Source organism: Variovorax sp. Soil_C_39, assembly GCF_057656815.1.
This window is the reverse complement of the sequence record NZ_JBDGJQ010000001.1, coordinates 36879-59003: the sequence shown is the minus strand read 5'-3', so window position 1 is coordinate 59003 and position 22125 is coordinate 36879. Positions and strand designations below refer to the sequence as shown.

Here is a 22125-nt window from a genome sequence, read left to right as displayed (position 1 = left end):
GCCCTTCGCATGACCACCCCGGCCCGTCTTGCCGCTGACCGCGCACTCCCGGTGCCGCCAGCGCTCGCCTACCTGGTGGGTATCGCGAGCCTGTCGCCTTTCGGGCTCAACGTCGCGGTGGGGCTACAGCCGGCTTTCGCGTCCGCGGGGCCGATGGACGACGGCGGCCGGGCGGCGGTCGTGGCGCTCTATACGCTGGGGCTGGGCCTCGGGCAGCCAGCGGCGGGCTATGCCGCGGATCGCTGGGGCCGCCGTGCCGCCATGCTGGCCGGCCTCGCGCTGGCCGGCGCCGGGGCGCTTCTGGCTGCGGCGGCGGGCGATGGCGGCATGCTGCTGGTGGGCCGTTTCATCACGGGGCTGGGGCTCGCCGCCTGCCTCGTGGTGCCGCGCACCTGCCTGCGCGACCTGTACCAGGGCGCCGAACTGCAGCGCAGCATGGCGGTGCTGGCAATGGTGTTCGCCATGGCGCCCGCCGTGACGCCGCCGCTGGCCTGGCTGCTGGCCGATGCCTGGTCGTGGCGCGCCCCGATGGTGCTGCTGGCGCTGCTGGTGCTGTGCGCGCTGGCTGTGGCCTGGCGGCTGCACCGGGAGACGCGGCCCGCCATCACGGGCGCGCCCGACTTCGCGGCCTGGAGTGGGCTTGTGCGGCAGCCCATCGTGCGGCGCACCAGCCTTGCGCTGGCCGGTGCCGCGGCGCCGTTCTTCATCGTCGCGGCCGCGGGCCCGGCGGCGCTGCACGCCGCAACCGGTGCCGGGCCGGGGCTGATCGCGGTCGTGCTGGGCGGAACCTACCTCGGCTTCGCGCTCGGCAACCAGTGGGTGCGCCGCCGCGCTGCGGTGCCGGGCGACGTGCACATGGCGCACGGGCTCGGCATCGTGGCCGCGGGCATCGCGCTGCTGGTTGCCACGCTGTGGTGGCCGGCGCTGTGGCTCTGGGCCGCGGCGCTCACGCTGTGCGCCATCGGCCATGGCGTGGTGTTTCCCGCGGCCTTCGCACTGGTGCTGCAGAAGATGCCGCAACAGGCAGGGCTCGCCACGGCGGGGATCGGCACGGTGCACATGTGCACCGGTGCCCTCAGCGCATGGATCGCCGGCGCGCTGCCGCTGTCGGCGCACCCCTCGGTGGTGCTCATGGCCGCGGTGCTGGTGGCGGCAGGATGCGCGGCCTGGTTTCTCCTTCCCTCCGAAAAGGATCACACATGAAGACTTGGTTCGACCGGGCCCTGCTCGGCTTTCACGCCCTGGGCGCGGCGCTGCTCGTGGCCATGGTCGCGGTCATCTGCTACGACGTGCTCGGGCGCTTGCTGTTCAACCGGCCCTTTGCCGGCACCGCCGAACTCACCGGCGCGGGGTTGGTGTTGCTGACCTTCCTGCAGGCGCCGCACGCCATGCGCGAAGGCAAGCTGCTGCGCGTGACCTTCTTCCTGGACCGGGTGCCGACGGCCGTGCGCAGCGCGATGTCGGCGCTGGCCTGGGCCGTGGGCGCCGCGGTGTTCGCGGTGTTCGTGCTGGCGGGCTGGGAGCCTGCGGTCGAGGGTTGGCACAGCGCCGAGTTCTATGGCAACGACGCATTCCGCCTGCCGGCATCGCCGCTTCGCTTTGCCACGCTGGTGCTGTGGATCGTCGGCGCCGCCGTGTGCATCGGGTTCGTGGTGGAGGCATTGCGTGGACGCGATGACCGCCCGAGCGCCTCCAACCACTAGGAATCTCCACATGTTTCTCGAAACCTGGGCGGCCGTGCTGGTGCTCGCCGTGCTCGTGCTGGCCGGCGTGCCGGTGGTGTTCGCCTTCGCGGGCAGCGCGCTCTTCGGCCTGTGCATTGCGCTGGGCGGCCTGTGGCCCGCCATGGACCTGGTCGGACAGACCGCCATCGGCGGCATCAAGGACTACAACTTCGTGGTCATTCCCTGCTTCACCGTGATGGGCATGCTGATCGCGCATTCGGGCGCGGCGCACGACCTGTTCAACGTGGTCAACCGGCGCCTTCGTGGCGTGCCCGGCCGGCTGGCCGTGGCCACGGTCGGCGGCAACGCGGTGTTCGCGGCGGTCACCGGCGTGGGCGTGGCTGCCGCTGCGGCGTTCAGCCACGTGGCCTATCCGGTCATGCGCGCCAACCGCTACAGCCGCAGCTTCGCTACCGGCTGTATCGCGGGCAGCTCGGTGCTGGGCCTGCTGATTCCGCCGTCGGTGTTCATGATCGTCTGGGCCATCCTGACCGAGCAGTCGGTCGGCAAGCTGTTCGCCGCGGGCGTGCTGCCGGGGCTGGTGCTCGCAAGCATGTACGCGCTGTACTGCGCCGTGTTCGCATGGCTCAGGCCTGCGTCGGCGCCCGAAGCCGAGGGCGCCGCCGAGGCGCCGCTGCGCAGCGAATCGCTCGGCGCGCTCTACGTCGGCCTGCTGATCCTGCTGACGCTGGGCGGCATCTGGTTCGGTTTCTTCACGCCCACCGAGGGCAGCGCCGTCGGCATGGTCGGCGCGCTCGTCGTGGCCTGGGCCAAGGGCATGCGTTGGCAGGGCATACGCGATGCGTTCATGGAGGCGGGCCGCACGGTGACGCCGATCATGCTGCTGCTGCTCACCGCCATGATGTTCAGCAAGCTGGTGGCGCTCAACGGCCTGCCGCAGGAGGTCGAGGCGTTGCTGCAGTCGTGGGGCCTCGGGCCGGTCGGCACGATGCTCTTCATCGTGGCCGTGTGGTTCATCCTCGGCAGCTTCATCGACAGCATCTCGATCATGCTGCTGACGGTACCGATCTTCTGGCCGATCGGCATGGCACTGGGCTTCGATCCGATCGTGTTCGCGCTGATCGGCATCCTCGTGATCGAGGCCGGCGTGCTGACCCCGCCGTTCGGCATGAGTGTGTTCGTGGTGAAGGCCGCGGTGCCCGACAAGGAGGTCACGGTGCGCGAGATATTCATGGGCGTCGCGCCCTACTGGGTGATGATCCTCGTGCTGGCCTGGGTGATCTACATGTGGCCGGCGCTCGCGACCTGGCTGCCGTCGAAGCTGTAGTGGCCGCGCGCAGCTGCGCGGGCCGCGGCGGGCGGGTTACTTGACCTTCGTCACCATCGCCTTCAGCGCGTCCTTGTCGCCCACGAAGGTTTCGCGCGCATAGCGCGTGTAGGCCTTGTGGTCCATGTAGATCGGCGACATGCCGAGGCGCGCGAGCGTAGCCTGGAATGAAGGGTCGTCGTAGACGGCCTTGAAGACCGCGTCGAGCTTGGCCACCACTGCCGGGTCCATGCCCTTGGGGCCGGCGATGCCCACGGGCGAGGCATGCACGATGGGGTAGCCCAGCTCCTTCAGCGTGGGTGCGTCGGGCAGGTCCTTGGAGCGCGTTTCGCCGAGCGTGGCCAGCACGCGGATGCGCCCGGACTGCACGTAGGGCAGCAGCGTGCTCGAGCTCACGATGACCTGCACATGGCCGCCCAAGAGCGCCGAGATGGTGCCCGCGTCGCCCTTGTACGGCACGTGCACCCAGCGTGCGCCGCTCTTGTCGCCGAGCTGCGCCATGCCGATGTGCTGGCTGCTGTAGTTGCCCGGCGAACCATAGGAAACCTTGGAATCGGGCCGCTTGGCCTGCGCCACCATGTCGGCCACCGACTTCCACGGCGAGTCGGCCGCGACCGCGATGTAGTAGTTGAACCCGCCGAGCACCGCGAGGTAGGTCAGGTCCTTGAGCGGGTCGTAGGGCGCACCGGTGATGTGCGGCATCCGGAACACGCCCACGGGCACCGCCGTGAGCGTGTAGCCCGCGGGATCGGTGGAGAGCATCTGCACCGCGCCCAGCGTGCCGTTGGCGCCCGGGCGGTTCTCGATCACCATCGGCTGGCCGAGCCGCGGGCCCGCGAGCTCGGCCAGCGCGCGGCCCATCTGGTCGGTCACGCCGCCGGCCGAGTAGGGCACGATGAGCTTCACCGGCTGCTTCGGATAGTCGGCCTGCGCATGGGCCGTGAGGGTGAAGGCTGCCGCACAGGCGGCGATGAGCGTTGAAATGCGTGTCGCGATGGTCGTCATGGTTGTGTCCCTTGTTTTTCGGTTCAGGCTGCCGTGGTGCCGCCGTCGATGGTCCAGGCTGCGCCGCGCACTTCCTGTGCATCGTCCGAGCACAAGTAGGCGGCGAGCGAGGCGATCTGGTCGATGGTCACGAAACGACCCGAGGGCTGGCGCAGCCCGAGCAGCTTGCGTGCGGCGGTCTCGTCGTCGAGGTGCTCGCGCTCGGCCAGTGCATCGACCTGGCGCTGCACCAGCGCGGTGAGCGCCCAGCCCGGGCAGATCGCGTTGCAGGTGATCGGCGTGTCGGCGGCCTCCAATGCCACTGCCTTGCTCAGCCCGATGAGGCCGTGCTTGGTGGCGTTGTAGGCCGACTTGCCGGCCCGGCCGCGCAGACCGCTGATCGACGCGATGTTCACGATGCGGCCCCAGCCGCGCTCGCGCATGCCGGGCAGCGCCAGTCGGATGGTGTGGAAACTGGCCGACAGGTTGATGGCCAGCATGTCGTTCCAGGCCGAGACCGGAAACTGCTCGATCGGCGACACATGCTGCATGCCGGCGTTGTTGACCAGGATGTCGATCGCGCCGCCGCCGAGTTCGCTGGCGGCCGCCATCAGCCGTTCGATCTGCGCCGCGTCGCGCAGGTCGGCATGCAGGTAGTCGGCGCGCACGCCGAATTCCGCCGCGAGTGCCTTGCAGATGTCCTGCCCTTCGGCCTCGGGCGCGATGCCGTTCACGACCAGGTGCGCACCGCCGCGCGCCAGGCGCCGTGCGATGCCGAGGCCGATGCCGCTGTTGCCGCCGGTCACCAGTGCGGTGCGTTGTTCGAGTTCCACGTGCTGATCCTTTTGCTCGTCTGTAGTACTTTCATGCTAGGAATTCGCCATTCAGATGTCCAATACCGAATACACCGGCTATTGATATCGTGTCAGTCTGAATACGGAGAAGGGCTTCTCGATGGAACTTCGGCATCTGCGCGGCTTCATGGCCGTGGCACAGGAACAGAGCTTCACGCGCGCGGCCGAGCGACTGCACATGGCGCAGCCGCCACTGAGCCAGCGCATCCTCGAACTCGAGCGCGAACTGGGCGTGCGGCTGTTCGACCGCCACACGCGGCAGGTGTCGCTGAGCGCCGCCGGCCGCGCATTCCTCGAGGGCATCGAGCCCGTGTTCGCGCAGCTCGAGCAGGCCGCCGAGGCCAGCCGCCGGGCGCACCGCGGCGAAACCGGGCGCCTGCGCCTGGGCTTCACCGGCCGCGCCAGCCACCATCTGCTGCCCCGGCTGGTGCAGGCCTTCCATGCACGCCATCCCGGCGTGGCGCTGGATATCGAGGGCCCGCTCGCCACCGGCCCACTCAAGGCGGCGCTGCTGAACGGATCACTGGATGCGGCGCTGTGCTTTCTGCCGCTCGGCGGCGACGGGATCGCGACGCGCGCCTTCGCGCGCAGCGAACTCGCCCTGTTCCTGCCCGCAGCGCATCCGCTGGCCGGGCGCCGCAGTGTCTCGCTCGCGGCATTGGCCGGCGAGCCCTTCGTGGGCTATCCGGCCAACCGCGGCTTCCACCTGCGCGAAGCCATGGACGCGGAATGCCTGCGTGCCGGCTTCACGCCGCGCGTGGTGCGCGAATCCGAGGCGTCGCAGGTACTGCTGTGCCTGATCGCGGCGGGCGCGGGCGTGTCGGTGCTTCCGCGCGAACTGGAAGCGCTGGAGGAGTTCGGCGGCGTGGTGCTCAGGCCGCTGCGGCCGAAGGTGCGTGCCTTGCAGCACGGGCTGGCGTGGATGGCGGGCAACCGGAATCCGGCGTTGGCGAACCTGCTGGCGATCGCTTGAGGTCCGCGGTCCGATGCGGCGCGGCGGCCGATGTCAGTGGGACTCCGCATTCCCCAGCACGTCCCGGCAATGCAACTGCAACTGCTGGAAATGCGAACGCCAAGCGACTGCATCGACCCAGTGCTCCAGGTCCAGCCGCAACCACACCTGGCGCTGGCCTTCGGCCTGCTGCGTGAGCTTGACGCGCAGCCCCTGGCCGCTCGGGCGGGTGGCGAGCTCGACGCTGGTCTCGAGCAGCGGGATGACGATGCGCTGCATTGCCGCGGCGCTGTCGAGCGTCTTCTTGAGTACGAGGTGGCATTCGTCGCGGCTCGCGAGCCGGCGTGGCCTGCCGCCGTGTGCGAGATAGCCGTTGAGCACGTTCAGGTGCTCGGCCATTGTCATCTGGCGCACGCTGGGCGCGTCCTGGTTCGGATAACGACTGCAGCCGGCCGCGAAGGCCACGGCCAGCACCAGCGCGGAGGCGGCCGGCAGCGATGGCGTGCGGATGCGGTTCATGGGCGAGACAATCGTCGAATGCGGGGTAGCTGCCGAAGGCCGCGCCATGATAGCGGCACCCCGCGCGTCCCTGATGAAGTCCGGCGGCGTGGCCACTCAGGGATATCCCCGCGGAACTTATTCGGCTTGGCGCGCCCAGACGGGCTCGCCCGGCATCCGCCGGACATTTCAACCCCATAGAAAAGGAACCCGTTCTCCATGAGATTCACCCGACTTCCCGCCTTGCTGCTGGCCTTCGCACTGTCGTGCATGTTGCTGCCGGCCGCGTTCGCCGCCCCGCAGATGGTCAGCGTCGCGGTCAAGACGCTGAACATGCGCACCGGCCCCGGCCAGCGCCACGAGGCCCACTGGACCGTCGGCAAAGGCTATCCGTTCCGGGTGATCGGCAGGAAGGGGTCGTGGCTCCATGTGCGCGACTTCGAGGGCGACAAAGCCTGGGTATTCCGCTCGATGACCAACAAGACGCCGCACCACGTGGTTAAGGTCGCGATCGCGAACCTGCGCCGCTCGCCCAGCACCACGAGCGCGATCAAGATGAAGGCCGCCTACGGCGACGTGCTGCGCACGCTGGCGCGGCGCGGCAACTGGATCAAGGTGAAGCACGAAAGCGGCGCCACCGGGTGGATCTCGCGCAAGCTGCTCTGGGGCTGGTAGCCGCCGCGCCGCGACGCGCAGCGGCTACGCCTGCGTGGCCTGCCGTACGGCGCGCTCCCAGCGCGCCATCGACTCCTCGGCCTGGGCACGGCCCATGGTCGGCATGAAGCGCCGTTCGATCTTCCAGAGCTTCGACAGCGCGCGCACGTCGCTGTAGAAGCCGGTCGACAGGCCGGCCAGGTACGCCGCGCCGAGCGCGGTGGTTTCGATCACTTCGGGCCGCACCACCGGAATGCCCAGCAGGTCGGCCTGGAACTGCATCAGCAGGTCGTTCACGCTGGCGCCGCCGTCGACGCGCAGTTCGGCCACCGGCGTGCCGCCGGCTGCCACCGCATCGCGGCTCATGGCCTGCAACAGTGCGGCGCTCTGGTAGGCGATGCTCTCGAGCGCGGCGCGTGCGATGTGCGCCACGGTGGTGCCGCGCGTGAGGCCGGTGATGGTGCCGCGCGCCTCGGCATTCCAGTAGGGCGCGCCGAGCCCGGTGAAGGCCGGCACCATCATCACGCCGCCCGCATCGGGCACGCTCTCCGCGAGCGACTGCACCTCGGCGCTGCCCTTGATGGCCTTCAGCCCGTCGCGCAGCCACTGCACCACGGCGCCGCCGACAAAGACGCTGCCTTCCATGGCGTATTGGGGCATGGCATTTGTTTGCGCGGCGCTGGTCACGAGCAGGCCGTTGTGCGAGGGCTGGAATTCGCCGCCCGTGTGCATCAGCAGGAAGCAGCCGGTGCCGTAGGTGTTCTTGGCCATGCCGGGCCCGAAGCAGGCCTGGCCGAAGAGGGCGCTCTGCTGGTCGCCCGCAACGCCGCCGATCGGCAGCGCGCGGCCGAGCAGCGCGGCATCGGTGTCGGCGAAGTGCGAGCTCGAGGGCTGCACCGCGGGCATCAGCGCGGCCGGGATGCGCAGCGCATCGAGCAGCTCCGCGTCCCATTCGTTGCGATGCACGTCGAACAGCATGGTGCGCGAGGCGTTGGTCACGTCGGTCACGTGCACCTTGCCGCCGGTGAGCTGCCAGATGAGCCAGCTGTCGACGGTGCCGAAGGCGAGCTCGCCGCGCTCGGCCTGCGCGCGCGCGCCGGGCACGTTGTCGAGCAGCCAGCGCAGCTTGGTGCCCGAGAAGTAGGCGTCGATCACGAGGCCAGTCTTCTGCTGGATGGTGTCGGCCATGCCTTCGTCGCGCAGCTGCGCGCACAGCGGCTCGGCGCGGCGGTCCTGCCAGACGATCGCATGGTGCACCGGCTGGCCGGTCTTGCGGTTCCACAGCAGGGTGGTCTCGCGCTGGTTGGTGATGCCTATCGCATGGATGTCGGCGGGCTGCAGCTTCGCCTTGGCGAGCACCTCGCGCGCGGTGGCGAGCTGGCTGCGCCAGATCTCCATGGGATCGTGCTCGACCCAGCCCGGCTGCGGATAGATCTGCGTGAGCTCCTTCTGCGCGATCGCGACGATGCGGCCTTCGCGGTCGAACACGATGCTGCGGGAGCTGGAGGTGCCCTGGTCGAGGGCGAGCAGGTAGGTGGTCATGGATTCATCTTCCTCTGTCTTGCTCCTTCCCCTCCCGGGGGAAGGTTGGGATGGGGGCCGGCGTTCGTTCGGGCGCCGCGCTTGTCCGGGTGCTGTCGTGCCCCCACCCCGGCCCTCCCCCGAAAGGGGAGGGAGGCAGACGGGGAGGCCTCATGATTTTGCGATCTCCAGGCGCACCTGCGCGGCCTGCAGCAGGTCGGCGAAGGGCGGCGGCGGCTCGGCGTCGGTGATCAGGCGGTCGATCTGCGACAGGGTGCCGAGCTGGATCATTGCGGGCCGGTTGAACTTGCTCGCGTCGGCCGCGAGCCAGACCTCGCGCGCCTGCGCGATGATGGTCTGCGCCACCTTCACCTCGCGCAGGTCGAAGTCGCGCAGCGAACCGTCCGACTCGATGCTCGACACGCCGATCAGCGCGATGTCGACCTTGAACTGGCGGATGAAATCGATGGTGGCCTCGCCCACGACCGCGCGGTCGCGCGGGCGCACCGAGCCGCCTGCCACGATCACCTCGCACGACGCATTGCCGCTCAGGATCGTCGCGACGTTGAGGTTGTTGGTGATCACGCGCAGCCCCGTGTGGCGCAGCAGCGCCTTGGCAATGGCCTCGGTGGTGGTGCCGATGTTGAGGATCAGCGAGCAGTCATTGGGCACCAGCTCGGCCACGCGGCGCGCGATGCGCGCCTTGCCTTCGGCATTCAGCGTTTCGCGCTGCTGGTAGCCGATGTTCTCGGTGGTGGAGCTCGGCACCCGAACGCCGCCGTGAAAGCGTGTGAGCAGCCCCTGGTCGGCGAGGCGCTGCACGTCGCGGCGCACCGTCTGCAACGTGACGCCGAGCATGTCGGCGAGCTGCTCGACGGTGACGGACCCGCGCGTGCGCACGGTGTCGAGGAGGTTGATCTGGCGTGGGTTGGAATTCACGGAACGGTCGCGGAAAGCAGTGAGACTGCCGCCGAGGGTACAGGCGGGCTACTTTAAAACGAAAGAAAACGAATACCTGTAAGGGAAAACTCGGAGGAAAATCGCGTCGAAAGGAATCCAAATGAAAAGATGCGAAAATACAATGGCGCCCTTCCGTGAACAAAGTCACGATTCGAACGGGCCATTTTCAGTGAGCGATTTGTCCTCCGACCCGAAGGCGCCGGCCACCACCGAATGCGACGTGCTGATCGTCGGCGGTGGCATCAACGGCTGCGGCATCGCGCGCGACCTCGCGGGCCGCGGCTGGCGCGTGGTGCTGTGCGAGAAGGACGATCTCGCGGCGCACACCTCGTCCTCGTCGACCAAGCTGATCCACGGCGGCCTGCGCTACCTCGAGTACTACGAGTTCTCGCTGGTGCGCAAGGCGCTGCAGGAGCGCGAGGTGCTGCTCAAGAGCGCGCCTCACATCATGTGGCCGCTGCGCTTCGTGATGCCGCACGATCCCTCGATGCGGCCCGGCTGGATGATCCGCATCGGCCTGTTCATGTACGACCACCTCGCCAAGCGCGAGGTGCTGCCGGCCTCGCGCGGCATCGACCTGCGCCGCCACGTGGCGGGCGAGCCGCTCAAGCGGCAGTTCGAGCGCGGCTACGTCTACTCGGACGGCTGGGTCGACGACGCGCGGCTGGTGGTGCTCAATGCGGTGGACGCGCGGGCGCACGGCGCCGAGGTGCTCACGCGCACGCGCTGCACGCACGCGCAGCGCGACGCCGAAGGCTGGACCGCGACGCTTGAGGTGGCGGGCGGCGCCACCCGCGTGGTCCGCGCGCGCGCCGTGGTCAACGCGGCGGGGCCGTGGGCCGAATCGTTCCTGCGCGGCGTGGCGCAGTCGGCCAAGGGCGAGGCCCTGGCCACGCGCCACCTGCGGCTCGTCAAGGGCAGCCACATCGTGGTGAAGCGCCTGTTCGCGCACGACCATGCCTACATCTTCCAGAACCCCGACAAGCGGATCATCTTCGCGATCCCCTACCAGGACGACTTCACGCTGATCGGCACCACCGACATCGAGCTGAACGCCGACGATCCCGGCGCGGCGCGCATCTCGCAGGACGAGATCGACTACCTCTGCACGCAGGCGAGCCGGTATTTCGAGCGGCCGGTGGTGCCGGCCGACGTGGTCTGGACCTATTCGGGCGTGCGGCCGCTGCTCGACGATGCCTCGGGCGACCCGTCGGCCGTCACGCGCGACTACATGCTCGAATCGAACACCGCCGCGGCGCCGCTGCTATCTGTGTGGGGCGGCAAGATCACCACCTTCCGCAAGCTGGCCGAGGACGCGGCCGACGAGGTCGGCCGGATGCTCGGCGAGCCGGGCCCGAAGCGCGCGGCCTGGACCGAAGGCGCTTTCCTCGCCGGCGGCGACCTCTCGGCATGGATCGGCGCCGCGACCCGGCCCGACGACGACTTCGAGCGCTTCGTGGCCGCGGTGCAGGCCCGCCATGCCTGGCTCGACAAAGCGCTCGCGCGGCGCCTGGCGCGTGCCTACGGCGCGCGCGTGGCCGACCTGCTGGGCGATGCGCAGTCGATGGCCGACATGGGCGAGGCCGTGGCCCCGGGGCTCCATGCGCGCGAACTGCATTTTCTTCAGCAGAACGAGTGGGCCACCAGCGCGGACGACGTGCTCTGGCGCCGCTCCAAGCTCGGCTTGCGCTACACCGCCGCCGAGCGCGCGCAAGTGGCCGCGTGGATGCAGGCGCACGCCGCCCACCCCAGCGACAACATCATCAACCAGGAGCGCTGATGCAATTGACTCTGGAGCGCGTCACCCAGAAGGTCGGCGCGCAGACCTGGCTCTACGAGCAGAGCATCGCGCCGAAGAGCGGCGCGGTCACCGTGCTGCTGGGCGCGACGCAAGCCGGCAAGACCAGCCTGATGCGGCTGATGGCCGGGCTCGATGCGCCGAGCACCGGCCGGGTGCTGGTGGACGGCAAGGACGTGACCGGCATGCCGGTGCGCGAGCGCAACGTGGCCATGGTCTACCAGCAGTTCATCAACTATCCCTCGCTCACGGTCGCCGACAACATCGCTTCGCCGCTGAAGCTGCGCGGCGAGCCGGACATCGATGCGCGCGTGAAGGCGCTGGCCGACAGGCTGTCGATCGGCATGTTCCTCGACCGCTATCCGTCCGAGCTCTCGGGCGGGCAACAGCAGCGCGTGGCGCTGGCGCGCGCGCTGGCCAAGAACGCGCCGCTGATGCTGCTCGACGAGCCGCTGGTGAACCTCGACTACAAGCTGCGCGAAGGCCTGCGCGAAGAGCTCACGCAGCTCTTTGCGAGCGGTGATTCGACGGTGGTCTACGCCACCACCGAGCCCGGCGAGGCACTGCTGCTGGGCGGCTACACCGCGGTGATGGATGCCGGCGAGCTGCTGCAGTACGGCCCCACGGCCGAGGTATTCCATGCGCCGCAGTCGCTGCGCGTGGCGCGGGCCTTCAGCGATCCGCCGATGAACCTGCTGCGCGCCACGGCATCAGCCGGGCGGGTGCAGCTCGAAGGCGGACCGGCGCTCGCGCTGGCGCTGCCCGGTGACACGGGTGGCGCGGTCACGGTGGGCCTGCGTGCGAGCGCGCTGAACGTCGATGCGGGGGAGGGCGACATCGCCTTGCCCGGCAAGGTGGAACTGGCCGAGATCTCGGGCTCGGACACCTTCGTGCACGTCGAGACGCCTGTGGGCGAACTGGTGGCGCAGCTCACGGGCGTGCACCGCTTCGAGCTCGGCACGTCGATCACGCTGTACTTCAGCGCATCGCAAGCCTATGTGTTCGATGCCAGCGAGATGCTGGCGCTGGCGCCGGCCTGGCGCAGGGGAAACTAGTCATGGCACGCATCGACCTCGACCTGGCGCACGCCTACCGTCCGAGCCCCACGCAGGACAGCGACTATGCGCTGCTGCCGCTCAAGATGAGCTTTCGCGACGGCGGCGCCTACGCCTTGCTCGGCCCCTCGGGTTGCGGCAAGACCACCATGCTCAACATCATCTCGGGCCTGCTGGCGCCGTCGCAGGGCACGGTGCAGTTCGACGGGCGCGACATGACCCGTGCCACGCCGCAGGAGCGCAACATCGCGCAGGTGTTCCAGTTCCCGGTGATCTACGACACGATGACCGTGGCCGAGAACCTGGCGTTTCCGCTGCGCAACCGCAAGGTGCCCGAAGACCAGATCCGGAAGCGCGTCGGCGAGATCGCCGAGATGCTCGACATGAGCGGCCAGCTCAACCAGCGCGCGGCGGGTCTCGCGGCCGATGCCAAGCAGAAGATCTCGCTCGGGCGCGGCCTGGTGCGCAGCGACGTATCGGCGGTGCTGTTCGACGAGCCGCTCACGGTGATCGACCCGCACCTCAAGTGGCAGCTGCGGCGCAAGCTCAAGCAGATCCATCGCGAGCTCAAGCTCACGCTGATCTACGTGACGCACGACCAGGTCGAGGCGCTCACCTTCGCCGAGGAGGTGGTGGTCATGACGCGCGGCAAGGCCGTGCAGGTGGGCAGCGCCGAGGCACTGTTCGAACGGCCGGCGCACACCTTCGTGGGCCACTTCATCGGATCGCCGGGCATGAACTTCCTGGCGGCGCGCTGCGAGGACGGCACGCTCGAAGTGGGCCGCACCCGGCTTACGCCGGCGCGCGCGCTGCCGCAGGGCATGCTCAAGATCGGCATCCGGCCCGAATACCTTCGCCTCGCGAGTGCGGGCGCGCCGGGTGCGGTGCCGGCGGTGGTGACGCAGGCGCAGGACGTCGGCACGCACACCATGCTGAGCGCGGAGGTCGACGGCAGCCTGGTCAGGGTGCGGCTGCATGCCGACGAGGTGCCGCCCGCGGTCGGCGAGACAGTGTGGCTGCGGGTGCTCGATGCGCACACCTGTTTCTACAAGGACGAGGAGCTGGTGGTGGCCGGCGCAGGGGGCACGGCATGAACGCCACCAACAAGCCCGTGAACCAGAAGGCCTGGTGGCTCGTGCTCCCGGTGCTGCTGTGCGTGGCCTTCTCCGCCATCGTGCCGCTGATGACGGTGGTCAACTACTCGGTGCAGGACATCATCTCGCCCGACCGGCGCGTGTTCGTCGGCACCGAGTGGTTCGCCTCGGTGATGCGCGACGACGAGCTGCACCAGGCGCTCTGGCGCCAGCTGGGCTTCTCGCTGTCGGTGCTGCTGGTCGAGATTCCGCTGGGCATCTGCCTGGCGCTGTCGATGCCGGCCAAGGGCTGGAAGTCGTCGGCGGTGCTGGTGGTGGTGGCGCTGTCGCTATTGATCCCTTGGAACGTGGTCGGCACGATCTGGCAGATCTACGGCCGCGCCGACATCGGCCTGCTGGGCCACGCGTTGCAGAAGCTGGGCGTGGACTACAACTACACCGGCAGTGCGACCGACGCCTGGCTCACGGTGCTGGTGATGGACGTGTGGCACTGGACGCCGCTGGTGGCGCTGCTGTGCTTTGCGGGCCTGCGCTCGATCCCCGATGCCTACTACCAGGCGGCGCGCATCGACGGCGCGAGCAAGTTCGCGGTGTTCCGCTACATCCAGCTGCCGAAGATGCGCGGGGTGCTGATGATCGCGGTGCTGCTTCGCTTCATGGACAGCTTCATGATCTACACGGAGCCCTTCGTGCTGACGGGCGGCGGACCGGGCAATGCGACGACCTTCCTGAGCCAGTACCTCACGCAGAAGGCGGTGGGGCAGTTCGACCTCGGGCCGGCGGCGGCGTTCTCGCTGATCTACTTTCTGATCATCCTGCTGTTCTGCTTCGTGCTCTACAACTGGATGCAGCGCGTGGGTACGCAGACGGTGGAGGTGGAGAAATGAACGAGCGTCGGTTCCGCAAGCGCAGCATCTTCCTGGTGCTGTACATCCTGTTCGCGCTGCTGCCCATCTACTGGATGGTCAACATGAGCTTCAAGACGAACGAGGAGATCGTCTCGAGCTTCTCGTTCTTTCCGCAGGAGCTCACCTGGGCCAACTACGCGCGCATCTTCACCGACGAGTCGTGGTACTCGGGCTACATCAACAGCCTGATCTACGTCGCGATCAACACCGTCATCTCGCTCACGGTGGCGCTGCCCGCGGCCTATGCGTTCTCGCGCTATTCGTTCCTCGGCGACAAGCACGTTTTCTTCTGGCTGCTGACCAACCGCATGACGCCGCCCGCGGTGTTCCTGCTGCCGTTCTTCCAGCTCTATAGCACCGTCGGCCTCATGGACACGCACCTCGGCGTGGCGCTCGCGCACCTGCTGTTCAACGTGCCGCTCGCCGTGTGGATCCTCGAAGGCTTCATGAGCGGCATTCCGCGCGAAATCGACGAGACCGCCTACATCGACGGCTACTCGTTCCCGCGCTTCTTCATCAAGATCTTCTTGCCGCTCATCAAGGCCGGCGTCGGCGTGGCGGCGTTCTTCTGCTTCATGTTCAGCTGGGTCGAGCTGCTGCTCGCGCGCACGCTCACGAGCGTGGATGCCAAGCCGATCGTCGCGACGATGACGCGCACGGTGAGCGCCTCGGGCATGGACTGGGCCACGCTGGCGGCGGCTGGCGTTCTGACGATCGTGCCGGGCGCCATCGTGATCTGGTTCGTGCGCCACTACATCGCAAAAGGCTTTGCGATGGGCAGGGTCTGAGAGGAGGGCGGCAACATGTTTGACTGGATGGTCTGGACCACCCCGGTGGCCGTTTTCTTCACCTGCATCGTGCTGATGCTGATCGGCATGACCGTGTGGGAGCTCAAGTCGCCCACCACCATGCGCCGTGGCTGGCTGCCGATTGCCACCACGCGCGGCGACCGCTTCTTCATCGGCCTGCTTTCGGCCGCCTACCTCAACCTGATCTTCATCGGCCTCGCGGGCAAGTTCCAGGAATGGCTGAGCCTCGAGGCCGAGCCGTCGATCTGGATCAGCTTCGTGCTGTCGATGTTTCTCCTCGCGCTGGTGATGCGCAAGGGCTAGTTTCTTCAAGGAAAGACGCGACCGGCTCTCCGCCTCCCCGGAGCCGCGATCGAAACACCCGGGGAAGCCTTCAACCGAGGAGACACATTCATGAAGATGCGCTATACGGCATTGGCAATGGCAGCGGCGCTATGCGCCGCGCACGGTGCAGGGGCCGCAGAGCCCGAGGCGAAGAAGTGGATCGACAGCGAGTTCCAGCCTTCCACGCTCAGCAAGGAGCAGCAGACCGCCGAGATGAAGTGGTTCATCGATGCGGCCAAGAAGCTGCAGGCGAAGGGCGTGAAGGAGATCTCGGTCGTGTCGGAGACCATCACCACGCACGAATACGAATCGAAGACGCTCGCCAAGGCCTTCGAGGAGATCACTGGCATCAAGGTGAAGCACGACTTGATCCAGGAAGGCGACGTGGTCGAGAAGCTGCAGACCTCGATGCAGTCTGGCAGGTCGATCTACGACGGCTGGATCTCCGACTCCGACCTGATCGGCACGCACTACCGCTACGGCAAGATGATGAACCTGACCGACTACATGGCCGGCGCGGGCAAGGAGTTCACCAATCCGGGCCTGGACATCAAGGACTTCATCGGCACCAAGTTCACCACCGCGCCCGACGGCAAGCTCTACCAGCTGCCCGACCAGCAGTTCGCCAACCTCTACTGGTTCCGCGCCGACCTGTTCGACCGCAAGGACCTTAAGACCAAGTTCAAGGCCAAGTATGGCTACGACCTGGGCGTGCCGCTCAACTGGAGCGCCTACGAGGACATCGCCGAGTTCTTCAGCGTCGACGTGAAGACCATCGACGGCAAGCCGATCTACGGCCACATGGACTACGGCAAGAAGGACCCGTCGCTCGGCTGGCGCTTCACCGACGCCTGGCTCTCGATGGCCGGCACCGCCGACGTCGGCAACCCCAACGGCATGCCGATCGACGAGTGGGGCATCCGCGTGGCCGACGACAAGTGCACGCCGGTGGGTGCGGCCGTGTCGCGCGGCGGCGCCACCAATTCGCCGGCCGCCGTGTACGCGCTCACCAAGTACATCGACTGGATGAAGAAGTACGCGCCCAAGGAAGCCATGGGCATGACCTTCGGCGAGTCGGGCCCGGTGCCGGCGCAGGGCCAGATCGCGCAGCAGATCTTCTGGTACACGGCCTTCACCGCCGACATGACCAAGAAGGGCCTGCCCGTGGTCAACGAGGACGGCACGCCCAAGTGGCGCATGGCGCCCGGCCCGAACGGCCCGTACTGGAAGCAGGGCATGCAGAACGGCTACCAGGACGTGGGTTCGTGGTCGTTCTTCAACGGCCATGACGCCAACAAGACCGCCGCGGCCTGGCTCTATGCGCAGTTCGTCACGTCCAAGAGCGTCTCGCTCAAGAAGACCATCGTGGGCCTGACCCCGATCCGCGAATCGGACATCCAGTCGAAGGCCATGACCGACATGGCGCCCAAGCTTGGCGGCCTGGTCGAGTTCTACCGCAGCCCGGCGCGCGTGGCCTGGACGCCCACCGGCACCAACGTGCCCGACTATCCGAAGCTGGCGCAGCTCTGGTGGAAGAACGTGGCCGAGGCCGTCACGGGCGAGAAGACCCCGCAGAAGGCGATGGACAACCTGGCCGACGAGATGGACAACGTAATGGCCCGTCTGCAGCGTGCCGGCATGGCGCATTGCGCACCCAAGCTCAACGCCAAGGGCGATCCGAACAAGTGGCTCAGCGACAAGAATGCGCCCTGGAAGAAGCTGGCCAACGAGAAGCCCAAGGGCGAAACGATCGAATACAGCAAGCTGCTGACCGCCTGGAAGGAAGGCAAGGCCCGCTAGAAACAGGACGCCCCCCGAAGCGCCTGCGGCGCCTCCCCCCACTGGGGGGGCGCACCCGGTGGCCCGGCGAAGCCGGTTCCACGGGTGCTTCGCGTCGGGCCGCGCCGAAGGGCGCGGCCTTTTTTTTGCTTGGCGTAGCCTATCGCGTGGGGCATACGCGACGCCATGACCATTGGCAGATGCGTCGACTGCACTCTTTCGCTTACATTCGACGGCCCTCGTTTCGCCCAGCAAGTGACTTCAAGCCTCCCCATCCCCGCCGCGCGCCCGAAGCGCGTCCTGGTCGTCCAGTATTCGCAGACGGGTCAACTCGCGGCCGTTGCCGGGCAGATCGTGGCGCCGCTCGTGGCCGATCCCGGGATCTCGGTGCATGTCGAAGTGCTGCGGCCCGTGGCGGAATTTCCGTTCCCTTGGCCGTTCCTGCGCTTCTTCGATGCCTTTCCCGAATCGGCCCACCTGAAGCCGCAGCCGCTGGCGCCGCTGTCGCTCACGGGCGAGGAAGATTTCGACCTCGTCATCCTGCCGTACCAGGTGTGGTTCCTGGCGCCGTCGCAGCCCGTCGTCGCCTTTCTCCAGCATCCGGTCGCGGCCCGGCTGCTGAGCGGCAAGCCGGTGGTCACGGTGATCGCTTGCCGCAACATGTGGCTCATGGCGCACGAAAAGCTCAAGGGCCTGCTCGGCGCCGTCGGCGCGCGGCTGATCGACAACGTGGTTCTCACCGACCCCGGCCCGACGCTCGCCACCTTCTTCACCACGCCGGCCTGGCTGATCTGGGGCCGCAAGCGCGGCTTCTGGGGCATGCCCGACGCCGGCCTCTGCGATGCGCAGGTCCGTGGCGCGGCCCGTTTCGGCCGTGCGCTGCGTGATGCGCTCCTGCATGACCTCGAGCGCGGGGCCGAGCCGCTGCTCGCGGGCCTGGGCGCTGTCAAGGCCGATGCCCGGCTGCTCGCGAGCGAGAAGGCCGGCACGCGCAGCTTCTTTCTCTGGGGGCGGCTGATCATGGCAGCGGGCCGGCCGGGCGCCTGGCAGCGCAAGCCGCTGCTGCTGCTCTATGTGCTCTTCTTGCTGGCGCTGATCGTCACGGTGGTGCCGGTGAGCCTGGCGCTCCAGGCCCTGTTGCGGCCGCTGTTCGGGCGCTGGCTCACTAAAATGACGGCCCATTTCGAACACCCCTCGGGCTCGGGCATGGACCGTGTTCCGCTTTATGACGATTGAAGTCTTCCTGACCCGCACCGCCGCCTTCCTGCCTTTTTCCGCGGTCGGCAACGAAGACATCGAAGAGGTCCTCGGCCGCATCGGCGGCAAGGCATCGCGCGCACGGCGGCTCATTCTTCGCAGCAACGGCATCCAGTCGCGCCACTACGCGATCGACCGCGCCACCGGCCGGCTCGCCATGAGCAATGCGCAGCTCACGGCGGCCGCGATCCGGGCGCTCGGCGACGACATCGGTCCCGTGGACTGCCTTGCCACCGGCACCTCGCTGCCCGACCAGCTGATGCCCAACCATGCGGTGATGGTGCACGGCGAGCTCGGCTGGCCGCGGCTCGAGGTGGTGGCCTGCGCGGGCATCTGCCTGGCGGGTGCCGCGGCGTTCAAGCATGCCTGGCTCTCGGTGCGCGCGGGCGATGCGCGGCGTGCCGTGGCCACCGGTTCGGAGCTGGCCTCTGCCGTGATGCGCGGCGACCGCTTCGAGGCCGAGCTCGCGCACAAGCTCGCGGCGCTCGAGGAGCGGCCCGAGATCGCGTTCGAGAAAGACTTCCTGCGCTGGATGCTGTCCGACGGCGCGGGCGCGGTGCTGCTCGAACGCGAGCCGCGCGGGCCGCTGTCGCTGCGCGTGGACTGGATCGAGCTCTCTTCGGCCGCGCACGAACTGCCGGTCTGCATGTACGCGGGCGCCGAGAAGAACGCCGGCGGCGGGCTCGACGGCTGGGCGCACACCGCGCCGGGCGACTGGGCGCACGCATCCACCTTCGCGGTGAAGCAGGACGTGCGCCTGCTCAACGAGAACATCGTGCGCGCCACGCTCGGCGAGCCGCTCGCGGGCCTCATCGACAAGCGCAGCCTGAAGGCGGGCGAGATCGACTGGTTCCTGCCGCATCTCTCGTCGAGCTACTTCTTCGAGCCGGTGGCGCAGTGCCTCGATAACCTGGGTTTCGCGATCCCGCGCGAGCGCTGGTTCACCAACCTGGCGACCAAGGGCAACACCGGATCGGCATCGCCATACATCATGCTCGACGAGCTGTTCCGATCGGGCCGCATCCGGCCGGGGCAGAAGCTCCTGATGTTCGTGCCCGAGAGCGGCCGCTTCTCGAGCGGCTTCATCCACCTGACCGCCGTCTGACCGGAATCGCCATGGACCTCGACGCTGTTCCGCAAGAGGGCAATGCCACGCTCGACGGGCATTCCAAGCTCATGTACGCGCGTGATGCGCAGGGCCGCGTGGTCACCACGCGCTCACGCGGGTGGGAGGCGGAGGAGATCGTCACGAGCCATGCGGTCGACGTGCTGGTGGAGCAGGCCGAGGCCGCCAGGGTGCGCGTAGCGGCCGGGGTCGCGTCGCCGCTCGAATATTGGATGTACGCGCGCCGCATGGACGTGGCGCTGCTCTCGCAGACCAGCGGCTTCTGGCAGTGGCGCGTGCGCCGCCACCTGCAGCCGCGGCACTTCGCGGCGCTTTCCGGGCGGCAGCTGGCGCGCTACGCCGAGGCGCTGGGACTTTCCATCGCCACCTTGCGGAGCCTGCCATGACGACGACGAACTTCGCGCACCAGCAAGCGGCGCACTGCGAAAGCGGCGTCATCTCGAGCCTGATGCGCCACCACGGCGCGCCGATGACCGAGGCGATGGCGTTCGGCCTCTCGTCGGCGCTGTCGTTCGCATACCTGCCGTTCATCAAGCTGTCGGGCCTGCCGCTGATCTCGTACCGCATGCCGCCCAAGGCCATCATCAAGGGCCTGCTGGCGCCGATGGCCGCACGCTTTCGCTTCGAGACCTTCCGCAGCGCCGAGGCCGGCGAGCAGCGGCTCGACGCGCTGCTGGCCGGGGGCCAGCTGGTGGGCCTGCAGACCTCGGTCTACTGGCTGCCGTACTTTCCGCCCAACATGCGCTTCCACTTCAATGCGCACAACCTGCTGGTCTACGGCAAGGACGGCGACGACTACCTCATCAGCGACCCGGTGTTCGAAGAACCCGTGCGCTGCGCCAGCGCCGACCTTGCGCGTGCCCGCTTCGCCAAGGGCGTGCTCGCGCCCAAGGGGCTCATGTACTACCCGCAGGCGATCGAGCGCAAGGCGCCCGATGCGGCCTCGGTGACGAAGGCGATCCGAAAGACGGTGCGCACCATGCTCGCACCGATTCCGATCGTGGGCGTGCGCGGCATGCGCATGCTGGCCGCACGCCTGCAGAAGCTCGCCGCGACCGATCCGCGCAGCGTCGACTTCATCGGCCACGTGGTGCGCATGCAGGAAGAGATCGGCACGGGCGGTGCGGGCTTCCGGTTCATCTACGCGGCCTTTTTGCAGGAGGCTGCCGAACTGCTCGGCAAGCCGCAGCTCACGCAGATGTCGGAGCGGCTGATCGCCATCGGCGACAACTGGCGCGCGTTTGCGCTCAAGGCGGCGCGCATGGTGAAGGGGCGCGAGGCGGTCGATCCGGGGCGGCTCGCTTCGATGTTGCGTGCGCTGTCGCAGGAGGAAGAAGCGTTCTTTCGCGACCTCAAGGCGGCGGTGGCCTGAGATGGGGTTTCTTCCTTCCTTTCGACGCGGGCCTTGTCTTGGGCGCTGCCGTCCAGGGCGCGTGCCCAGGGCACCGGGACACGCTCGCTGTGCATCGCCGATCAACGACCGCTCTGCGCAGCGATCACGTCGATGGGGTGCCTTGCGCAGCGAAATAGAGGAGGAGGCCGCAGGCCGGGGGACATTCGCGGAGGGGAGCCCACCGTCGGCGGGATCGCCCCCCGAACAACAGCGTCAAAAACGACCCCCGACATGCTCGAACTGAAGCACCTCGGCCACCGCTATCCGCACAGCGATGCGGCGGCGCTGGCGGACGTCTCGCTCACGGTGCCGCGGGGCTCGGTCATGGGCCTGCTCGGCCCCAACGGCGCCGGCAAGACCACGCTGATCTCCCACCTCTCGGGCGCGCTCGAGGTGCAGACCGGCGAGATCCACATCGATGGCCAGCCGCTGGCACAGGTTCGTGCGAACGCGCCCACGCGCATCGCGGTAGCGCCGCAGGAGCATGCCTTCTATCCGATGCTCACTGTGGCCGAGAACCTGGCCTGTTTTGCCGCGGCCGGCGGGCTGTCGGGCGGCCGGCGCAAGACGCGCATTGGCGAGTGCATCGGCTTTGCGCAGCTCGAACAGTTTGCCGGCGTGCGCGCCGAGCGCCTGTCGGGCGGGCTCAAGCGCCGGCTCAATCTCGCGATCGCGCTCTTGCCCGAGCCCGAGCTGATGCTGTTCGACGAGCCCACCGTGGGCGTCGATCCGCAGTCGCGCGCCTTCATTCTCGATGCCATCAAGAGCCTGGCGCAGCAGGGCGCGGCCGTGATCTACGCCTCGCACTACATGGAAGAGATCGAGGCCATCGCCGACCGCGTCGCGATCCTCGACCACGGCCGCGTGCTGCGCGAAGGTTCGCTCGACGCACTGCTTTCCAAAAGCGCGATGCTGCTCACGCTCGCCGCCGACGGGCTCGATGCCGCGATGCTCTCGCGCTTCGGCACGGTGGAAGAGGGCGGCGTGCACTGGCGCGTGCACCTGAACGAAGGTGTCGGCCCGGCCCCGGTGCTCGCGGCGCTCGAGGCTGAAGGCATCGCGGTGCGCCATGCCGAGTTCGGCCGCCACGACCTCGAACAGCTCTTCATGGCGCTCACGCATCGCTCGTTGCGCGATTGAAGGATTC

The 22125-nt window shown here is 68.3% G+C and carries 22 protein-coding genes; 17 read left to right on the top strand and 5 right to left on the bottom strand.

What is annotated here, in order from left to right:
* Positions 1–9 precede the first annotated feature (9 nt).
* Genes AC3A6J_RS00295 through AC3A6J_RS00285 form a run of 3 tightly spaced genes read left to right on the top strand, consistent with a single transcriptional unit; the run spans position 10 to position 3012 of the window.
* Positions 10–1203, top strand: a complete 1194-nt coding sequence (locus AC3A6J_RS00295; RefSeq protein WP_487857894.1) for an MFS transporter — start codon at positions 10–12, stop codon at positions 1201–1203.
* Positions 1200–1703, top strand: a complete 504-nt coding sequence (locus tag AC3A6J_RS00290; RefSeq protein ID WP_487857893.1) for a TRAP transporter small permease — start codon at positions 1200–1202, stop codon at positions 1701–1703. The genes AC3A6J_RS00295 and AC3A6J_RS00290 overlap by 4 nt, the downstream gene beginning before the upstream one ends.
* Before the next feature lie 10 nt (positions 1704–1713).
* Positions 1714–3012, top strand: a complete 1299-nt coding sequence (locus AC3A6J_RS00285) for a TRAP transporter large permease (protein ID WP_487857892.1) — start codon at positions 1714–1716, stop codon at positions 3010–3012.
* 36 nt (positions 3013–3048) lie between these two features.
* Here the strand turns inward: AC3A6J_RS00285 and AC3A6J_RS00280 are convergent, their stop codons facing one another.
* Together AC3A6J_RS00280 and AC3A6J_RS00275 are read right to left on the bottom strand one after the other, a co-directional pair.
* Entirely contained in the window at positions 3049–4017 is a 969-nt protein-coding gene (locus AC3A6J_RS00280) for a Bug family tripartite tricarboxylate transporter substrate binding protein (RefSeq protein WP_487857891.1), read from the bottom strand.
* A 23-nt stretch (positions 4018–4040) separates the two neighbouring features.
* Positions 4041–4829, bottom strand: a complete 789-nt coding sequence (locus AC3A6J_RS00275; RefSeq protein WP_487857890.1) for a 3-hydroxybutyrate dehydrogenase — start codon at positions 4827–4829, stop codon at positions 4041–4043.
* A 121-nt stretch (positions 4830–4950) separates the two neighbouring features.
* Between AC3A6J_RS00275 and AC3A6J_RS00270 the strand changes: the two genes are divergently transcribed.
* On the top strand, positions 4951–5823 hold the full coding sequence (locus tag AC3A6J_RS00270; RefSeq protein ID WP_487857889.1) for a LysR substrate-binding domain-containing protein: 873 nt from the start codon (positions 4951–4953) through the stop codon (positions 5821–5823).
* A 33-nt stretch (positions 5824–5856) separates the two neighbouring features.
* Here the strand turns inward: AC3A6J_RS00270 and AC3A6J_RS00265 are convergent, their stop codons facing one another.
* The gene (locus AC3A6J_RS00265; RefSeq protein WP_487857888.1) at positions 5857–6321 is read right to left on the bottom strand and encodes a hypothetical protein; all 465 of its coding nucleotides are present in this window, start codon (positions 6319–6321) and stop codon (positions 5857–5859) included.
* Between the two features lie 198 nt (positions 6322–6519).
* Here AC3A6J_RS00265 and AC3A6J_RS00260 point away from each other — a divergent pair, with 198 nt between their 5' ends.
* Positions 6520–6975: an SH3 domain-containing protein gene (locus tag AC3A6J_RS00260; protein ID WP_487857887.1), complete on the top strand. Its 456-nt coding sequence runs from the start codon at positions 6520–6522 to the stop codon at positions 6973–6975.
* 24 nt (positions 6976–6999) lie between these two features.
* On the opposite strand, the gene glpK is transcribed toward AC3A6J_RS00260, so the two are convergent.
* On the bottom strand, positions 7000–8496 hold the full coding sequence (gene glpK, locus AC3A6J_RS00255) for a glycerol kinase GlpK (RefSeq protein WP_487857886.1): 1497 nt from the start codon (positions 8494–8496) through the stop codon (positions 7000–7002).
* A gap of 150 nt (positions 8497–8646) precedes the next feature.
* Complete coding sequence (locus AC3A6J_RS00250) at positions 8647–9414, bottom strand: DeoR/GlpR family DNA-binding transcription regulator (protein WP_487857885.1); 768 nt, start codon at positions 9412–9414, stop codon at positions 8647–8649.
* A gap of 121 nt (positions 9415–9535) precedes the next feature.
* Between AC3A6J_RS00250 and glpD the strand changes: the two genes are divergently transcribed.
* From glpD to AC3A6J_RS00190, 12 genes are all read left to right on the top strand, one after another.
* Positions 9536–11215, top strand: coding sequence for a glycerol-3-phosphate dehydrogenase (gene glpD, locus AC3A6J_RS00245; RefSeq protein WP_487857884.1), 1680 nt, complete (start codon positions 9536–9538; stop codon positions 11213–11215).
* The gene (locus tag AC3A6J_RS00240) at positions 11215–12288 is read left to right on the top strand and encodes an ABC transporter ATP-binding protein (protein WP_487857883.1); all 1074 of its coding nucleotides are present in this window, start codon (positions 11215–11217) and stop codon (positions 12286–12288) included. The genes glpD and AC3A6J_RS00240 overlap by 1 nt, the downstream gene beginning before the upstream one ends.
* A gap of 2 nt (positions 12289–12290) precedes the next feature.
* Positions 12291–13382 (top strand): ABC transporter ATP-binding protein, encoded by a 1092-nt coding sequence (locus AC3A6J_RS00235; RefSeq protein ID WP_487857882.1) that lies wholly within the window; start codon positions 12291–12293, stop codon positions 13380–13382.
* Positions 13379–14269, top strand: coding sequence for a carbohydrate ABC transporter permease (locus AC3A6J_RS00230; protein ID WP_487857881.1), 891 nt, complete (start codon positions 13379–13381; stop codon positions 14267–14269). Before AC3A6J_RS00235 ends, AC3A6J_RS00230 begins: the two co-directional genes overlap by 4 nt.
* On the top strand, positions 14266–15078 hold the full coding sequence (locus tag AC3A6J_RS00225; RefSeq protein ID WP_487857880.1) for a carbohydrate ABC transporter permease: 813 nt from the start codon (positions 14266–14268) through the stop codon (positions 15076–15078). Before AC3A6J_RS00230 ends, AC3A6J_RS00225 begins: the two co-directional genes overlap by 4 nt.
* A 15-nt stretch (positions 15079–15093) precedes the next feature.
* Complete coding sequence (locus AC3A6J_RS00220; RefSeq protein WP_487857879.1) at positions 15094–15402, top strand: DUF2160 domain-containing protein; 309 nt, start codon at positions 15094–15096, stop codon at positions 15400–15402.
* 90 nt (positions 15403–15492) lie between these two features.
* Positions 15493–17223 carry an ABC transporter substrate-binding protein gene (locus AC3A6J_RS00215; protein ID WP_487857878.1) on the top strand — a complete coding sequence of 577 codons (1731 nt, stop codon included), beginning with the start codon at positions 15493–15495 and terminating at the stop codon, positions 17221–17223.
* A 234-nt stretch (positions 17224–17457) separates the two neighbouring features.
* The gene (locus tag AC3A6J_RS00210) at positions 17458–18438 is read left to right on the top strand and encodes a dialkylresorcinol condensing enzyme (RefSeq protein WP_487857877.1); all 981 of its coding nucleotides are present in this window, start codon (positions 17458–17460) and stop codon (positions 18436–18438) included.
* A complete protein-coding gene (locus AC3A6J_RS00205; protein WP_487857876.1) occupies positions 18428–19564 on the top strand; it encodes a beta-ketoacyl-ACP synthase III in 1137 nt (378 codons plus the stop codon). Before AC3A6J_RS00210 ends, AC3A6J_RS00205 begins: the two co-directional genes overlap by 11 nt.
* An 11-nt stretch (positions 19565–19575) precedes the next feature.
* Positions 19576–19971, top strand: a complete 396-nt coding sequence (locus AC3A6J_RS00200) for a DarG family dialkylresorcinol biosynthesis protein (protein ID WP_487857875.1) — start codon at positions 19576–19578, stop codon at positions 19969–19971.
* Entirely contained in the window at positions 19968–20957 is a 990-nt protein-coding gene (darH, locus tag AC3A6J_RS00195; protein WP_487857874.1) for a BtrH-related acyltransferase DarH, read from the top strand. Before AC3A6J_RS00200 ends, darH begins: the two co-directional genes overlap by 4 nt.
* A 252-nt stretch (positions 20958–21209) precedes the next feature.
* The gene (locus tag AC3A6J_RS00190; RefSeq protein ID WP_487857873.1) at positions 21210–22118 is read left to right on the top strand and encodes an ABC transporter ATP-binding protein; all 909 of its coding nucleotides are present in this window, start codon (positions 21210–21212) and stop codon (positions 22116–22118) included.
* The last annotated feature ends 7 nt before the right edge of the window (positions 22119–22125 follow it).

What these genes read in the sequence shown, in the direction of transcription:
- glpK (WP_487857886.1), bottom strand. Translation starts at nt 8,496, where the DNA reads ATGACCACCTACCTGCTCGCCCTCGACCAGGGCACCTCCAGCTCCCGC.
- AC3A6J_RS00265 (WP_487857888.1), bottom strand. Translation starts at nt 6,321, where the DNA reads ATGAACCGCATCCGCACGCCATCGCTGCCGGCCGCCTCCGCGCTGGTG.
- AC3A6J_RS00230 (WP_487857881.1), top strand. Translation starts at nt 13,379, where the DNA reads ATGAACGCCACCAACAAGCCCGTGAACCAGAAGGCCTGGTGGCTCGTG.
- AC3A6J_RS00205 (WP_487857876.1), top strand. Translation starts at nt 18,428, where the DNA reads ATGACGATTGAAGTCTTCCTGACCCGCACCGCCGCCTTCCTGCCTTTT.
- AC3A6J_RS00200 (WP_487857875.1), top strand. Translation starts at nt 19,576, where the DNA reads ATGGACCTCGACGCTGTTCCGCAAGAGGGCAATGCCACGCTCGACGGG.
- AC3A6J_RS00220 (WP_487857879.1), top strand. Translation starts at nt 15,094, where the DNA reads ATGTTTGACTGGATGGTCTGGACCACCCCGGTGGCCGTTTTCTTCACC.
- AC3A6J_RS00240 (WP_487857883.1), top strand. Translation starts at nt 11,215, where the DNA reads ATGCAATTGACTCTGGAGCGCGTCACCCAGAAGGTCGGCGCGCAGACC.
- AC3A6J_RS00225 (WP_487857880.1), top strand. Translation starts at nt 14,266, where the DNA reads ATGAACGAGCGTCGGTTCCGCAAGCGCAGCATCTTCCTGGTGCTGTAC.
- darH (WP_487857874.1), top strand. Translation starts at nt 19,968, where the DNA reads ATGACGACGACGAACTTCGCGCACCAGCAAGCGGCGCACTGCGAAAGC.
- AC3A6J_RS00285 (WP_487857892.1), top strand. Translation starts at nt 1,714, where the DNA reads ATGTTTCTCGAAACCTGGGCGGCCGTGCTGGTGCTCGCCGTGCTCGTG.
- AC3A6J_RS00260 (WP_487857887.1), top strand. Translation starts at nt 6,520, where the DNA reads ATGAGATTCACCCGACTTCCCGCCTTGCTGCTGGCCTTCGCACTGTCG.
- AC3A6J_RS00235 (WP_487857882.1), top strand. Translation starts at nt 12,291, where the DNA reads ATGGCACGCATCGACCTCGACCTGGCGCACGCCTACCGTCCGAGCCCC.
- AC3A6J_RS00290 (WP_487857893.1), top strand. Translation starts at nt 1,200, where the DNA reads ATGAAGACTTGGTTCGACCGGGCCCTGCTCGGCTTTCACGCCCTGGGC.
- glpD (WP_487857884.1), top strand. Translation starts at nt 9,536, where the DNA reads ATGAAAAGATGCGAAAATACAATGGCGCCCTTCCGTGAACAAAGTCAC.
- AC3A6J_RS00215 (WP_487857878.1), top strand. Translation starts at nt 15,493, where the DNA reads ATGAAGATGCGCTATACGGCATTGGCAATGGCAGCGGCGCTATGCGCC.
- AC3A6J_RS00280 (WP_487857891.1), bottom strand. Translation starts at nt 4,017, where the DNA reads ATGACGACCATCGCGACACGCATTTCAACGCTCATCGCCGCCTGTGCG.
- AC3A6J_RS00190 (WP_487857873.1), top strand. Translation starts at nt 21,210, where the DNA reads ATGCTCGAACTGAAGCACCTCGGCCACCGCTATCCGCACAGCGATGCG.
- AC3A6J_RS00295 (WP_487857894.1), top strand. Translation starts at nt 10, where the DNA reads ATGACCACCCCGGCCCGTCTTGCCGCTGACCGCGCACTCCCGGTGCCG.
- AC3A6J_RS00270 (WP_487857889.1), top strand. Translation starts at nt 4,951, where the DNA reads ATGGAACTTCGGCATCTGCGCGGCTTCATGGCCGTGGCACAGGAACAG.